The sequence below is a fragment of the Fodinibius sediminis genome (assembly GCF_900182555.1).
Lineage (GTDB): Bacteria > Bacteroidota > Rhodothermia > Balneolales > Balneolaceae > Fodinibius > Fodinibius sediminis.
On the sequence record NZ_FXTH01000002.1, the window covers coordinates 210,078 to 223,721 of the forward strand.

14 protein-coding genes are annotated in these 13,644 nt (G+C 45.2%); 1 reads left to right on the forward strand and 13 read right to left on the reverse strand.

Annotated elements, in window-relative coordinates; genetic code table 11:
- The first annotated feature begins 540 nt into the window (after positions 1 to 540).
- A complete protein-coding gene (locus FN808_RS02975; protein ID WP_142713067.1) occupies positions 541 to 1,341 on the forward strand; it encodes an AAA-type ATPase lid domain-containing protein in 801 nt (266 codons plus the stop codon).
- Between the two features lie 168 nt (positions 1,342 to 1,509).
- Here FN808_RS02975 and FN808_RS02980 read toward each other — a convergent pair whose 3' ends face one another.
- The 13 genes from FN808_RS02980 to FN808_RS03040 all read right to left on the reverse strand — a co-directional run bounded on the left by FN808_RS02980 (position 1,510) and on the right by FN808_RS03040 (position 13,611).
- On the reverse strand, positions 1,510 to 2,148 hold the full coding sequence (locus FN808_RS02980; protein ID WP_142713069.1) for a response regulator: 639 nt from the start codon (positions 2,146 to 2,148) through the stop codon (positions 1,510 to 1,512).
- A 22-nt stretch (positions 2,149 to 2,170) separates the two neighbouring features.
- Positions 2,171 to 4,033: a PAS domain-containing protein gene (locus tag FN808_RS02985; RefSeq protein WP_142713070.1), complete on the reverse strand. Its 1,863-nt coding sequence runs from the start codon at positions 4,031 to 4,033 to the stop codon at positions 2,171 to 2,173.
- Between the two features lie 115 nt (positions 4,034 to 4,148).
- Positions 4,149 to 4,592, reverse strand: a complete 444-nt coding sequence (locus FN808_RS02990; RefSeq protein WP_142713071.1) for an anti-sigma regulatory factor — start codon at positions 4,590 to 4,592, stop codon at positions 4,149 to 4,151.
- An 882-nt stretch (positions 4,593 to 5,474) separates the two neighbouring features.
- Positions 5,475 to 6,494 carry a sigma-54 interaction domain-containing protein gene (locus FN808_RS02995; RefSeq protein WP_142713072.1) on the reverse strand — a complete coding sequence of 340 codons (1,020 nt, stop codon included), beginning with the start codon at positions 6,492 to 6,494 and terminating at the stop codon, positions 5,475 to 5,477.
- A gap of 277 nt (positions 6,495 to 6,771) precedes the next feature.
- Positions 6,772 to 7,521 carry a ribonuclease III gene (gene rnc, locus FN808_RS03000; protein ID WP_142713073.1) on the reverse strand — a complete coding sequence of 250 codons (750 nt, stop codon included), beginning with the start codon at positions 7,519 to 7,521 and terminating at the stop codon, positions 6,772 to 6,774.
- Between the two features lie 2 nt (positions 7,522 to 7,523).
- Positions 7,524 to 8,768, reverse strand: a complete 1,245-nt coding sequence (gene fabF, locus FN808_RS03005; protein WP_142713074.1) for a beta-ketoacyl-ACP synthase II — start codon at positions 8,766 to 8,768, stop codon at positions 7,524 to 7,526.
- Between the two features lie 41 nt (positions 8,769 to 8,809).
- Entirely contained in the window at positions 8,810 to 9,046 is a 237-nt protein-coding gene (locus FN808_RS03010; RefSeq protein WP_142713075.1) for an acyl carrier protein, read from the reverse strand.
- A 138-nt stretch (positions 9,047 to 9,184) separates the two neighbouring features.
- On the reverse strand, positions 9,185 to 9,934 hold the full coding sequence (fabG, locus tag FN808_RS03015; RefSeq protein WP_142713076.1) for a 3-oxoacyl-[acyl-carrier-protein] reductase: 750 nt from the start codon (positions 9,932 to 9,934) through the stop codon (positions 9,185 to 9,187).
- Between the two features lie 66 nt (positions 9,935 to 10,000).
- On the reverse strand, positions 10,001 to 10,888 hold the full coding sequence (gene fabD / locus FN808_RS03020; protein ID WP_142713077.1) for an ACP S-malonyltransferase: 888 nt from the start codon (positions 10,886 to 10,888) through the stop codon (positions 10,001 to 10,003).
- The gene (locus tag FN808_RS03025) at positions 10,888 to 11,883 is read right to left on the reverse strand and encodes a beta-ketoacyl-ACP synthase III (protein ID WP_142713078.1); all 996 of its coding nucleotides are present in this window, start codon (positions 11,881 to 11,883) and stop codon (positions 10,888 to 10,890) included. The genes fabD and FN808_RS03025 overlap by 1 nt, the downstream gene beginning before the upstream one ends.
- A 12-nt stretch (positions 11,884 to 11,895) precedes the next feature.
- Positions 11,896 to 12,879 carry a phosphate acyltransferase PlsX gene (gene plsX / locus FN808_RS03030; protein WP_142713079.1) on the reverse strand — a complete coding sequence of 328 codons (984 nt, stop codon included), beginning with the start codon at positions 12,877 to 12,879 and terminating at the stop codon, positions 11,896 to 11,898.
- Positions 12,880 to 12,900: 21 nt separating this feature from the next.
- The gene (rpmF, locus tag FN808_RS03035; RefSeq protein ID WP_073065333.1) at positions 12,901 to 13,080 is read right to left on the reverse strand and encodes a 50S ribosomal protein L32; all 180 of its coding nucleotides are present in this window, start codon (positions 13,078 to 13,080) and stop codon (positions 12,901 to 12,903) included.
- Positions 13,081 to 13,104: 24 nt separating this feature from the next.
- Positions 13,105 to 13,611, reverse strand: a complete 507-nt coding sequence (locus FN808_RS03040; RefSeq protein WP_142713080.1) for a YceD family protein — start codon at positions 13,609 to 13,611, stop codon at positions 13,105 to 13,107.
- Between the last annotated feature and the right edge of the window lie 33 nt (positions 13,612 to 13,644).

The window sequence follows — 13,644 nt, forward strand, 5'->3', positions numbered from 1 at the left end:
TATATGGTAACTTTCTACGCTTCTCGTTTGAGCATATCGTCCTTTTGCCCGGTTACAGGAACAATTTTTTACGTTCAGTTTGGCTGCTGCAGACTTAAAATAGCATAGCCGGAATAGCTCGAGTATCTGCACCGTTATTCCCTTCCCACATCCAACCTAACATCTTGCATCTATATTACACATTGATGGAAAAAATCTTGTGAATAAATTTCACAAGACCGCCGCAACGGACAGCCGCTCTTCTGCACGGCCTGTACCAATGCTCGGGTACAGCGTAGAGATTGCGGAAATTTCAACTCCTTTATTGCCTGTATGCTGAATTGGCATATTTGTTGTGACGTATAGAATAAAAAGATGGTCACTGAACAGAAACCTTGCTGTTAAATTCTTCAAAGTGCTCACTGAGCTTGTGAAAATCTTCCCTCATTAATCGAAACTGTAGAATTTCATGTTCTGTCGGCTCTTAGATTCGATATATTCTGAATCAAACCGACGCAACAGAATATCCGAGCGCGGTAACAATCAAATCCATTTAACACAATGCTAACGACAAAACCCTTTTTCAAAAAAAACCTCCTGCATGATATAGAAAAATCATCGAAGAGTATCCTGATGCAGGATATTTTCTACAAAATTCTGCGATTGGCCAAATTAGATTCAAATGTCATATTGGTTGGTGAAATAGGCTCCGGAAAAAAAAGGCTTGCCAAAATAATACATGAAAACAGTCATCGGGCTGAAGGACCTTTTCATACATTTTACTGTCTGAATATCGATGAGGAGGAATATAAAAATGCTTTCTGGGGACGGTTGCAATTTGAGGACAACCACCTCTCGCTTAAATACGACCTCCTCGAAAAAACCATAGATGGTACGCTTTATCTGGATCAGTTCTCAGAGCTTTCCCCTGCTTTTATGCTCGATGTTATTATCTCATACCACAAGGGATGCAAACAGTTATTTCGCCACCGGGATGATGACAAGGGCAAACCTCGCCTAATCCTCTCCCTGAACCAGGAATTTTATCACGAAATACTTCATCAGGATGTTTGGGAAAAACTGCTGGATGAATTAAATCCTGTCGTTATTATGCTCCCGCCGCTTCGAGAACACAAAGAGGACATCCCCCTTATCATCGACTATTTCCTTGATGAGATCAGAACCAACTACATCGACTATAAGAATCTGAGCATGTCGGCCCATGCACTGCTGGCATGTTTTAACTACGACTGGCCGGGCAACCTCCTGCAGCTTAAAAATGCAATTCTCCAGGGAGCCATTCTTTCCCGCGGAAATACGATTGAGCTAAGGCATCTTCCTTTCTCACTGAGTCTGGACTAACGGCCAATTTTAAGGGGACGGCTGAAGAATCAAAAGTAAAACCTTCCGGTTTGTTTTAGCAATCCGGAATACCAGCACGAAATGCCGATATCCTAACAGGAAGAAATGCTCACTGGTATCCTTCCTTCCGAAATCATAGTGTCACAGGCATACCCAGCATGCCCTTCTTCAGTCGATGAGATTTTGTTCAAGAGCATACCGGGTAAATTCTACATTGGATTTTAGTCCCATTTTATCTTTGATCCGGGATCGGTAGGTATGGACCGTCTGCACACTGAGCGAGAGTTCTTCAGCTATCTCGTTCACCTCCTTACCAGATGCAATCATGCACATAATCTGATATTCACGGTCGGAGAGCGTCTCATGGAGGGGCTTGTCTCCACTCAGGTCAACATGACTGGCCAGCTGTTCAGCTACATCCTGACTTATGTATTTCTTTTGCTGAATGACAATTCTCTGGATGGCATTAATGAGCTGCTCCGAGATGCTCCTCTTATTTAAATAGCCGTGGGCACCCGCTTTAAGGGCACGAACAGCAAAGCGGTCTTCCGGATGGATACTCAAAATGAGGACCGGGAGGTCGGGATACGACTCCTTCACCTCTTTCAGTACATCCAGTCCGCTTTTACCGGGCATGGCGATATCCAGAATCAACAGGTCGGGTTCTGTTTCCTTCAGCTTTTCCATAAGTTCGCTTCCGTCGGAGGCTTCCCCAATGACCTTGATATCGGTAGCATTCTGCTGCACTACTTTCTTCAGCCCTTCCCTTACCAGCGGATGGTCATCGGCTATAAATATTGTAATCATGATTTCCTCTATAATTCATTAGTTATTCTTTTTCCATTGGAATCCGAACCGTCACACGTGTTCCTTCATTTTCTTTGCCTTCTATGTAGACATCGCCTCCCAGGAACCGCGCTCTTTCACGCATGCCTATGATTCCATAGGCTGAACGGGCCTCCATTTGGTCCCTGTTGATACCCACCCCGTCGTCATCAACCATTAAAAGCAAATTGTCCTGAATTTTCTGCAGTTCAATCTTGACTGATGTGGCATCTGCATGTCGTATAACGTTGTGCATGGCTTCCTGAAATATTCGGTACAGCGTTGTGGCTATGTCTTCTCTCAGGAAATCAGTCTTATTGATATTTGTCTTGAACTGAATATCCAATCCCGTCCTTTTTGCAAATTCCCGTCCCTGCCATTGCAGGGCCTCAATAAGTCCCAGGTCGTCCAATACCTCCGGCCTCAATTCCGTGGTAATGCGCTGCACAGATTTTATAATCGTATCTATTCGTTCAGATATTTTTTCTGATTGCTCTTCATAATAATCGGTAAGGTCTTCCGGCAATTTTTTTGTCACTTTCCCGCTCATCATGGAGACATCCATTTTCAGTACGGTCAGCATCTGTCCCAATTCGTCATGGATAGTCCTTGCAATTCTTATACGCTCTTCCTCCCGCGTTCGTTCAGCACGTTCGGACAACTTGCGGAGCTGTTCACTGTATTGGCGTAGTCTTACTTCTTTCTCCTTCTGTTCCGTTATATCCTGCACAGTTCCTATCATTTTAGTTATCTTTTCATTTTCATCGGTCAGCACCTGTCCCCTGCCCAGTAACGTCCGCACTTCATTATCAGAGCGAACGATTCTGTGTTCAATAGAAAAAGTACTCTTATTCCTCAGGGCCGCATCCAAAACAGCTTTTACACGCCTGCGATCACTGGGATAGATATGATTGACAAATATATCATAGGAGCATTTATCTTTTCCCGGTACCATTCCGTAAATCCTGTACATTTCATCCGACCATTCCATATGCGATCGATTTTCTTCATGCAAACTCCACTCCCAACTTCCAACCTTGGCTATCTGCTGGGCTTCGGTCAGTTTGGCACGGTGTTCTTTTAAATTCTGCATCCGTTTCCTGCGGTTTGTGATATCCCGCGAATTAATGACAATAATCGATCCTTCACGGCTGCTTGGGATATTCTTGGCAATACTTTCGAGATACCTCCATTCCCCATTGTTATGGCGAAAACGGAAAACAACCGTCCGGGCCATCTCACCGTTGCTTCTGATATCATAGAAAACATGTTTTACTTTGTTGACATCCTCATGATGGATAAACTGGAACGCATTCTTCCCAATAAGCTTCTGGTGCGGATATCCAAGGATATGTTCCGTGGAGGGACTGGCAAACTGTATGACTCCCTTGTAATCAACCACTGTTATAATATCCTGCGCATTCTCAATAAGGGACTGAAAATAGGCCTTGCTGTCGGATAGTTCTCTTTGAATCTCTTTCCGACTTTCAATCTCCTTCTCAAGCTGTTCATTTTTTTGATTGAGCTCGTCGACCAATGCCCGATAACTTTGAAGCTTCACTTCAAAGGGAGCCATCCACTCCTTGCAATAATCTGCAGATTTCTCAAATATCTCTTCAGAAGGAGAGATATGCTCACTTTCAAAAATTTGTGCTAATACTTCGTGGTGCAGTCCAATCATTGTCAACTCGGTGATTCCTTCTTCCAATATTTTTCGGCTTTCTCCATAAGCCTCATACAAGTACTTCTCATCTCCTTCGATTACATAACCGTGGAACCCCTTGAAATAAACGGACTTTACTGTTTCCTTTTCTGCACTCATATCTCCCCCGCTCATCTCAAGAGCTGCAATCCTGAATGTAGCCATTCAGATATGATAAGCGTGCACCATTGCACAGCCTGCTGTTTGGAAATACTCATGTTACCACCCGATCTATACACATGTCAATACTCCTTGCGATATTCTGCATCGTATTTTCAACTTAATCCTTGTCCAGGTATTTGCACATCCGTATGGTCGTTCCCTCATCACGGGCCGTTCGGATCTCAAACATGTCCATGAAGCGCTTGGCTCCCGGAAGACCAATCCCCAGACCACCCCGGCTGGAGAATCCTTCTTCAAGAGCCTTCTGTACATCCTTGATGCCGGGTCCCTGGTCTTTGACCGTAATAAAAAGGCACGGTTTTTTTGAGCCCACGACTTTGATGGTAACTGTGCCTTTGCCAGCATGGTCAATCACATTTCTGCATATTTCATAAAGTGCGGTAGAAATCATTGTACAATTATCCGTACTGAATTCCATCTGAACAGCCAGTGAACGACAATATTCTCTAATCTTTATCAAGTCCTCATCAGAATTTAACGGCAGGGTTTTACCCGCTGACTTGTTCTTTTTCCTCTCTATGTTCATTCTTGTTCCCCGCATCACGTAATTTAAAACGGTTTAGCCAATACCCCTCTCATTCACTTATGAGCAGGCCGCATTAAGATTTTTTACTTATTATTCGAAGCTGTACTCAATCTGGTCCAAGCATCTTACCGTACACTATCATCCATATCCCAGCAGTGCCGTTCACTATTTTCCTGCAAAGATCCACGGACCGGACAATATCAAATAGAATCTTCCATGACACCATGCGATTAATAAATGTAATGGTGTACTAAATATTAATGTCCGTCATACTAATCTTTATTTCAAAAAGCGTGCCAGTTGACTATAGTAAATTAATTTAGTCATTAAACCGATTGTATGGATATAAGACCCTGCCTGAGAAACCAGCCGTATATGCGGAAAGATAACATTGAGTAATTTTTACTCGTCCAGCCTTTTATTTTTATACAGCACGTCTGGCTGAATAAATTTTAATCAGTACTTCCAGCTACTCATTTTATGGTTGGGCTGAAAGTAAAACGGATCTTTATTCCTTATCTATTGCATGCTGAAGTAAGCCCCAGGATGGGGGGGCGTCAATCAGAAACGGAATAAAACCAAGGTTTTGCTCGGGGGTTGAGTGTACTTATTGTGATCCTGCACCACCGTAAGTAAAAATAGAAATGCACAACCGATTAAAGCATTGACTGTATTATGATCCACTTATACTCATTCAGGTGGGGCATGGATCACGATTCAATTCCATGGAAACGCCATTCAAAAAAAAAGAAGGGGGAGTAATGTACATCAGCTCTAAAAAAATCACCTCTCCATACCAAACCTTCAATCCCGGCCGAACCACTACCTTCTGTAAGAGAATAAAGGCTGGTTCATCCAACCAGCTTCCTGTACTGTAGGGTAGTTATTACCCCAGGGTTATTTTTTTGAATATCTTTCCAGCTTGTTATGTAGCGTTTTTCGACTAAATCCCAATATTTTTGAAGCTTCTGTTTTATTATTATCCACGGAACTCAGGGTATGGTTGATAACCTTTCGTTCAACTTCTTCCAGGCTTATCCCGATCGGAATTTGAATATACTTATCAAATTCACCGTCCATGTTGACGGGGTATATTTTATCATCAGCACGAATGTGTGAAGGTATGGCATCTACCTGTACCTCTTCTCCCTGGCATAAAACCACACACCGTTCAACGATATTTTTCAGTTCTCTTACATTTCCCGGCCAATCATAGGCTTTGAAGAGTCCCATGCATTCCTCGGAGAATTCGATGGGTTCCATTCCATAAACCTCTGCAAAATGATTCTTGAAATAGGTTATTAGCAATGGAATATCCTCCCTGCGGTTACGAAGAGGAGGTACATACAGTTCTATTACATTAAGCCTGTAAAAAAGATCTTCGCGAAAATTCCCGGAACTAACCTGGTCAATTAATACTTTATTCGTTGCTGAAATTATGCTCACATCAACATCAATTTCCTTTTTGCCTCCTACTCTTCGAAATGCACACATTTCTACAGCCCGCAGCAGCTTAACCTGCGTATCTTTTGGCATTTCCCCGATTTCATCGAGGAACAAAGTACTCTTGTCAGCCAATTCAAAACAGCCCTCTTTTCTTTCACTGGCTCCTGTAAATGCACCTTTTTCATGCCCAAACAGTTCACTTTCCACCAGATCAGAGGGGATCGCACCGCAGTTTACGGCAATCATTTCTTTATCGCTTCTCGAACTGTAGTAGTGCACCAACCGGGCCAGCACCTCTTTTCCTGTTCCATTCTCACCGGTAATCAGCAGAGTGGCTTTGGTCCTGGCTACCAACTTTATTTTCGCCAGCAAATCCTTCATGGCCTGGTTTTGAGTAATAAAAACCGGTTTTCCTTTTTCTTTCGACTCTCCCTGTTTGGTACTGGTATTACCGCTATTATCGTTACTCATTATGTGGTTCCCTCTTTGTTTTACTTTTTACCAACAATTCTCTTCTCTTTTTATAAACGTCCTCACTTCAGACGGTATACTTCAAGACATATACTCGTCTTTTTCGGAAACTCTCTCTCTGTTTAAAAAATCAGGATAAAACAATTTAGCCTCTCCTATTTTTGTTTTAGCCCTACATGCTTATCGCGTTCGGTAATTTAAAAAAAATTAAGAACTATTCAAGGAAGATATTTAGAATATTATTTACTCTTTTGTAATAGTACTACCTACAAAACTCCTAGTTGTTCTGCAGAATGGTATATGCTTTGTGTGCGGCTTTTTGTTCCGCTTCCTTTTTGCTTTTTCCAATCCCCCTTGCAACAGGATTCTGGTCAACATAAACCTCCACTTCGAACGTTTTATCGTGGCCGGGCCCCTTTTCGGAAACAAGGCCGTAGGTGGGAATTTCCATTCTTCGGGCCTGGGCAAACTCCAGCAGTAAACTTTTGTAGTTATCCAGGGAAGTTGTCACCTTGTCAAAATCTATATAACGGTCAATGATTTTTCGTACGAAACCAGAGACGGCTTTATAACCCCCATCGAGATACATGGCGCCGATAAGTGCCTCAAAAACATCGGCGAGTATGCTTTTGGAGTTTTCTATCCCCTGACCGCGTACCTGATCGGCCAGCAGCAGCAATTTATTAAGGGCGAGTTTCCGGGCGAACATAGCAAGGGTATCTCCCTTGACAAGCTTTGCACGTAATTTGGTAAGAAATCCTTCATCCTTGTTGGGAAACAGATCAAAGATAATCTCGGTAACAATAAGATCCAGAACGGCATCACCCAGGAATTCCAGCCGCTCGTAGGAATCGGTATGTCCAAAATTGTCATCCACCAGCGTAGAACGATGACGCAGCGCCTGGACATAGATATGGGGATTATCTATGGGCGTCTCAATAACTTTTTCAAGTTGCTCGATGCGTTGCTTTAGCTCAGGTGATAATTCCTTTTCTGATTTAAAAAGAGCCCGGAGCTTCTCGAACATTGCTATTCTTCAAACTTTTTAAATACAAGCGTAGTGTTATGTCCGCCAAAGCCGAACGCATTGTTCAACGCATATTTGACATCGCGAACAACCGCTTCGTTTACGGTATAATCCAAGTCGCATTCGGGATCCGGCGTTTCATAATTGATGGTGGGTGGAATTATACCGTGATAAGTGGCAAGCATAGTTGCCAATGCCTCCATAGCGCCGGCAGCGCCGAGGCTGTGCCCTGTCATCGATTTGGTAGAATTGTGATTGATCTCGTAAGCATGGTCCCCAAAAACCTTTTTTATAGAATTGGTCTCGGCAATGTCTCCAAGTGGAGTGGAAGTGCCATGCATATTGATGTGATCAATATCTTCGGGCTCGATGCCTGCAGCATCCAAGGCCCTGTTGATGGCCAGGATAACCCCTTTTCCGTCAGGGTCGGGAGCAGTAATATGGTGCGCATCGGCAGAAAAACCATACCCTATAAGTTCTCCGTATATCCGGGCGCCGCGCTGTTTGGCGTGTTCATACTCCTCCAGGAACAGAATGCCCGACCCTTCTCCCAGAACAAAACCATCCCGGTTCTTGTCGAATGGTCGTGAGGCCGTTTGGGGGTCGTCGTTACGATTCGACATTGCGCGCATGGAAGTAAAACCAGCCACGCCTATACGCGATACCGGTGCCTCCGATCCCCCGGAAACCGCCATATCGCACTGCCCGCTTTTGATGGAATCGTAAGCAAGGCCAATGTTATGCGAGCCGGTTGCACAGGCCGACACGGCACAGAAGTTAGGCCCCTTGAATCCATATTTTATTGATATCTGTCCCGCAACCATATCAGGAATGAGCATGGGAATAAAGAACGGAGAAACCCCTCTTGGACCATGCTCATGAAAAGAGATGGATTGATCATAAAAAGTGATCATGCCACCGATTCCCGTTCCTACAATAACAGCCACCCGGTCCCTGTCGACCTCTTCGAGATCAAGTCCCGTATCCTGGATGGCCTCTTCGGCAGCTATAAGCGCATACTGGCATACTTTATCCAGGCGGCGGGCCTCCTTGCGATCGAAATAGTCCAGTTCGTCGTAATCCTCGATCTGGGCGGCAAATTTTGTAGGAAAGTCTTCGGTATCAAAATGCTCGATGGGACGAGCACCACTCTTTCCTGATATTAATCCATTCCAGAAATCCGGTGCCGTCTTACCTACAGGGGTAAGGGCACCGATTCCGGTAATGACTACTCTACGGTCAGACATGCTAATGATTTAGCGTAAAAAATTAAAGTATGCAGTTATCTCTATACTTTATCCTGGAGATATTCTACAGCATTACCTACCGTTGCAATATTTTCAGCATCTTCATCGGGAATGCTAATGTCGAATTCTTTTTCAAACTCCATGATAAGTTCAACAGTATCCAGCGAATCGGCACCGAGGTCATTGGTAAAATTCGCATCATGCGTTACTTCTTCTTCGTCAACACCTAACTTGTCAACGATAATTGCTTTTACTTTTGATTCTACGTCTTGTGACATAACTATATGTTTTAGCTTGAATTTAAGTTAATGATAAAGATAAACCTGCCTACTTACGCAAAGCATGGGCAGAAAATACAATTAAAATTATTAAAAATACACCTTAAGAGGTTGAGCTTGAAAAAAAGCTCCTTTTCGTCACATGGCCATCCCGCCGTCGACCCTCAGTGTTTCACCGGTAATGTACGAACTAAGCTCTGAAGCTAAAAATGCGACGGCATGGGCCACTTCCACCGCTTCACCCGGACGTCCAAGCGGGGTCTCATCCTCAATACTTTTGAGAATATTATCATCCAATTCGCCGGTCATTTCAGTGGTTATATACCCGGGTGCAATCACATTTGCGCGTATATTACGCGAGGCCAGTTCCTTGGCAAACGATTTTGTAAACCCAATAATCCCCGCTTTCGAAGCAGCATAATTACTCTGTCCGGCGTTTCCGCTGAGCCCGACAACCGAACTGATATTAATGATGGATCCCCCCCGGTTGCGCATCATCGGCTTGGCAACGGCTTTGCTGTAGTTAAAAACACTTTTGAGATTGGTATCAATAACCTGATCCCACTGTTCCTCGTTCATCCGGAGAATCAGGTTGTCGCGTGTGATGCCCGCATTGTTAACCAATATATCGAGCTTGTCCCAGTCATCGATGATGCCGCCGATCACGTCTTCAGCTTTATCGTAGCTGACGGCATCGGCCTGCAGTGCTTTCGCTCTGGCTCCCCTTGATTCGATCTTTTCTTTTACAGCTTCAGCTGCTTCAACAGATCGGGCGTAGGTTATGGCCACGTCGGCCCCCAGTTCCGCCAGATTCAGGGCTATGGAGCGTCCAATACCCCGGCTTCCCCCTGTAACAAGTGCTGTTTTCCCTTCGAGTGATAATGTCATAGCATTTACTTATTGTGCGCTGATGCATCACTTCCACAGGATGAAAGAATGCATCACCAATTAATATTATTCGTATCCGTTGATTTCTACGTCTTCAAGAGTTCGTTTGACCAAGCCCTGCAATACTTTTCCGGGCCCGACCTCCACGAAAGCATCTGCTCCATCCTTGTGCATATTCTCCAGCGTTTGGGTCCATAATACCGGATTCAAAAGCTGGTTGAGAACATTGGACCGAATTTCTTCCGGATCCATTGTCGGCTCAGCGGTATAATTACTGTAAATCGGGCAATCTGGCTTGGCGATTGTCAATTCTTCCAGACTGCTCTTAAGTCCATCATAGGCAGGTTGCATCAGGGAAGAATGAAAAGCGCCGCTGACCGGAAGAATCTTTGCGAGACGGCATCCCTCTTCCTTTAACAATTCCACGGCTTTTTCCACCGCGCCCTTGTCACCCGAAATCACCAGCTGACCGGGACAGTTGTAATTGGCTGCAATAACTTCAGCTCCCGTCTCACGGGTTGCCTGTGCGCAGATATTTTCCACCACCTCGTCATCCATGCCGATCACTGCTGCCATGGTACCCGGGTTTTGCTCCCCAGCCTGCTGCATCAGCTCTCCTCTCCGACGTACAATGAGCAAAGCGTCTTCAAAATTAACAGCACCGCAGGCCACCAGGGCTGAGAATTCGCCCAGGCTGTGCCCCGCAACCATGTCGGGCTTCGCCTCCAGCATGTGATAGAGCGCTACCGAATGCAGGAAAATGGCGGGTTGCGTAAACTCCGTCTGCTTAAGCTTTTCTGCCGGCCCTTCGAACATGATGGTTTTTAAATCAAATCCGAGGACCTCGTTCGCCCTGTCGACATAACCGGCGAATGCCTTTTTTTCTTCATAATGCTCCAGAGCCATACCGACGGATTGTGATCCCTGTCCGGGAAATAAATATGCAGTAGTCATTATTTGCCTCCCCATTTCATGTAAATTGAACCCCAGGTGTACCCACCGCCAAAAGCAGCGAGTATCAGGTTATCTCCGTGATTAAGCTGGTCTTTCCAGTCATACAGACAAAGTGGAATTGTTGCAGCGGTCGTATTGCCATAGCGATCGATATTCACCATTACCTTTTCACGATCCAGTCCCATGCGATTCGCCGTCGCATCTATGATACGCAAGTTTGCCTGGTGCGGAACCAGCCAGGCCACATCGTCGGCCGCCAGGTTATTTTCTTCCATAATCTCCGCAACCACATCGGCCATGCCCACCGTTGCCTTCTTAAAAACGGCACGGCCATCCTGTTTAATAAAGTGCAAGCGGTTGGCCACGGTATCCTCGCTGGCCGGATTCATACTTCCCCCCGCGGGCTGGCAGAGGGCTCCGTTTGTATCTCCTTCGGTATGATGAATATAGTCGATTATGCCCGTTTCATCCTCTGATGCTTCAAGCAGCACCGCCCCTGCCCCGTCACCAAACAAAATACAGGTTGACCGGTCGCTGTAGTCCACGATGGAACTCATTTTATCCGATCCAATGACCAGCACTTTCCGGGCCTGTCCGGATTCAATAAAATTTGCACCGGTGGAAAGTGCATACAAAAAGCCCGAACAGGCCGCCGAGAGGTCAAAACCGTAGGCATTGCTGGCACCGATTGCTTCCTGTACCAGGCAAGCAGTAGCGGGAAAGAGGTAATCGGGAGTAACCGTGGCCATAATAATGACATCAATCTCCTCAGCATCGACACCACGCTGCTCCAGGGCCTCCCGGGCAGCTTCTGCTCCCATGAAAGCGGTCGCCTTGTCCTTGTCTTTTAAAATCCGACGCTCTTTAATACCGGTTCGTGTCCGAATCCATTCATCATTTGTATCGACCATTTTTTCCAAGTCGCTGTTGGTCAGCTTATCTTCAGGCAAAAAATGGCCTACAGCTGTAATGCCTGCTCTTTTTGTTTCCGCCATGTAAGGGATTATTTAATTGAGAGATGCTACAATTTTTTCATTGATATTGTACTCAATGCATTTGGCTGCATTCAATATCATGTTCTTTATGGCTTGAGGAGTACTGCTTCCGTGCCCTACCATACTGACACCATCAACTCCCAGGAAAGGAACACCACCCACGCGATCGGGATTGAATTCGTTCAGTGAGGCCTTTAACACCTTTCCCACCAGTTGTGTCTCCTCGGCCCCCATATCCAACTGTTGAATCCCCCTTTTGACAAAAATCTCCAGGGCTTCGGGAATAGACTCGCCGAATTTAAGCAAAATATTTCCCACCAGGCCATCGCATAAAAATACATCCGCCCTGGCATTGAAAATATCCCGTCCTTCCACATTACCGACAAAATTGGGAAGTTCATTCAGCTTCTGAAAAGCTTCCTTCAGGTTGTCCGTACCCTTTTCTTCCTCCTCACCGACATTCAGAAGTCCTACGCTGGGATCATCAATACCCATAATTTCACGGACATAGATACTGCCCATCTGGGCAAACTGGAGGTACATCTCGGGCCGCACCTCCAGATTTGCACCGACGTCCATGAGCAGCCGCACGCCTTTGACCGTTGGATAGATCGCAGCTATGACCGGGCGTGATACGCCTTTAAGCTTTCCCAGCAAAAATGTGGAAGCGGCCAGCAATGCACCAGTATTGCCACTGCTCACAAAAGCATCACACTTGCCGGCCTTGTGCATGCCCACTCCGGTGACAATCGAAGACTTTTGCTTGGTCTTGACAGCCTGGGCCGGGGATTCATTCATTTCTATTATTTCAGGCGCATGCTGTATCATAATGCGCTGCCGGTCATATTCCTGATCGGCAAGCTCATTATTGATTAAATCCTCGGGACCGACCAGAACCACTTTGAGGTCAGCAACTTCATTAACAGCTTCAATAGCTCCCTGTATCGGACTTTCAGGATAATGATCTCCCCCCGCGGCATCTACAGCAATAACCATGAAAAAGAAATTAGGATAAAATTATTTATTTACATCTAATACTTGCCGGCCGCGGTAGTATCCGCATTCGGTACAGATATGATGGTACTTGTGATATGCACCACAGTTTTGACATTCTGCCAGGGTGGGTTCAGCAATCTTATGATGCGACCGCCGTTTGTTGGTTCGTGAAGATGAATGTCTGCGTTTTGGATGTGCCATTATAAAATTGAAATAGTGTTTCTGTTAATTCTTAAGTTTCTTTAGCTTTTCCCAACGGGGATCCACCTGTTCGGTTTCTTCCTGTACATCACCGAATTTTTTAGTTTCAAATTCCCTGGGATTTCCATCCGCATCAAGGAATTTGGGATGCAGCTTCTTTATCGGAACATTCAGCATGATGGTATCGCGAACCTCCTCTTCGACACTGAGCGTGTTTGAGGAAAAGTTAAACCGCCGTATGGCGCCATCCTCGTTTTCCGTTTCTTCCTGTACATCCACTTTAAAAAGAACTTCATAGTCTGATGCTATAGGCTGAACATAGGACTCAAGCGAACGGTCGCATACCAGTTCAACATCTGCATCCACATGGAAATTAACCCGGATAAAGTGAAGCGTGCGGTAAAACGACAGATCAACCTCACCACCTTTGAAGGCATGGGGAGACAAATCCAGATCCTCGTCAGACAATCCAACGGTTCGCCGGCTTTCCCCTTCGGGTATTTCAACTATTTTAAATTCAAGTTTTGACATAACAGTAATAGCTTGCAAAGTTATGAATATTTG

What these genes read in the sequence shown, in the direction of transcription:
- FN808_RS02975 (WP_142713067.1), top strand. Translation starts at nt 541, where the DNA reads ATGCTAACGACAAAACCCTTTTTCAAAAAAAACCTCCTGCATGATATA.
- FN808_RS02980 (WP_142713069.1), bottom strand. Translation starts at nt 2,148, where the DNA reads ATGATTACAATATTTATAGCCGATGACCATCCGCTGGTAAGGGAAGGG.
- FN808_RS02985 (WP_142713070.1), bottom strand. Translation starts at nt 4,033, where the DNA reads ATGGCTACATTCAGGATTGCAGCTCTTGAGATGAGCGGGGGAGATATG.
- FN808_RS02990 (WP_142713071.1), bottom strand. Translation starts at nt 4,592, where the DNA reads ATGCGGGGAACAAGAATGAACATAGAGAGGAAAAAGAACAAGTCAGCG.
- FN808_RS02995 (WP_142713072.1), bottom strand. Translation starts at nt 6,494, where the DNA reads ATGAGTAACGATAATAGCGGTAATACCAGTACCAAACAGGGAGAGTCG.
- rnc (WP_142713073.1), bottom strand. Translation starts at nt 7,521, where the DNA reads ATGTTCGAGAAGCTCCGGGCTCTTTTTAAATCAGAAAAGGAATTATCA.
- fabF (WP_142713074.1), bottom strand. Translation starts at nt 8,768, where the DNA reads ATGTCTGACCGTAGAGTAGTCATTACCGGAATCGGTGCCCTTACCCCT.
- FN808_RS03010 (WP_142713075.1), bottom strand. Translation starts at nt 9,046, where the DNA reads ATGTCACAAGACGTAGAATCAAAAGTAAAAGCAATTATCGTTGACAAG.
- fabG (WP_142713076.1), bottom strand. Translation starts at nt 9,934, where the DNA reads ATGACATTATCACTCGAAGGGAAAACAGCACTTGTTACAGGGGGAAGC.
- fabD (WP_142713077.1), bottom strand. Translation starts at nt 10,888, where the DNA reads ATGACTACTGCATATTTATTTCCCGGACAGGGATCACAATCCGTCGGT.
- FN808_RS03025 (WP_142713078.1), bottom strand. Translation starts at nt 11,883, where the DNA reads ATGGCGGAAACAAAAAGAGCAGGCATTACAGCTGTAGGCCATTTTTTG.
- plsX (WP_142713079.1), bottom strand. Translation starts at nt 12,879, where the DNA reads ATGGTTATTGCTGTAGATGCCGCGGGGGGAGATCATTATCCTGAAAGT.
- rpmF (WP_073065333.1), bottom strand. Translation starts at nt 13,080, where the DNA reads ATGGCACATCCAAAACGCAGACATTCATCTTCACGAACCAACAAACGG.
- FN808_RS03040 (WP_142713080.1), bottom strand. Translation starts at nt 13,611, where the DNA reads ATGTCAAAACTTGAATTTAAAATAGTTGAAATACCCGAAGGGGAAAGC.